The organism is Shigella sp. SIG6, from assembly GCF_053555815.1.
This window is the reverse complement of record NZ_JBQZXC010000344.1, coordinates 1-345: the sequence shown is the minus strand read 5'-3', so window position 1 is coordinate 345 and position 345 is coordinate 1. Positions and strand designations below refer to the sequence as shown.

The window sequence follows — 345 nt, the reverse complement described above, 5'->3', positions numbered from 1 at the left end:
TCCTCTGTTGGACGCTGGATTAACTGGTTCACGCAGTCGGGTGTTGAGGGACTGAAATCATTACCTGCCGGGCGTGCCCGTCGCTGGCCGTTTGAGCATATCTGCACACTGTTACGTGAGCTGGTAAAACATTCTCCCGGCGACTTTGGCTACCAGCGTTCACGCTGGAGTACAGAACTGCTGGCAATAAAAATCAATGAGATAACCGGTTGCCAGTAAAATGCCGGAACCGTTCGCCGCTGGTTGCCGTCTGCGGGGATTGTGTGGCGAAGGGCTGCGCCAACTCTGCGTATCCGTGACCCGCATAAAGATGAAAAGATGGCAGCAATCCATAAAGCACTGGAC

1 pseudogene is annotated in these 345 nt (G+C 53.9%); it reads left to right on the top strand.

Features of this window, described 5'->3' with window-relative positions:
* Positions 1-345: pseudogene (locus ACUU1M_RS20745) on the top strand (helix-turn-helix domain-containing protein); the annotation flags it as partial.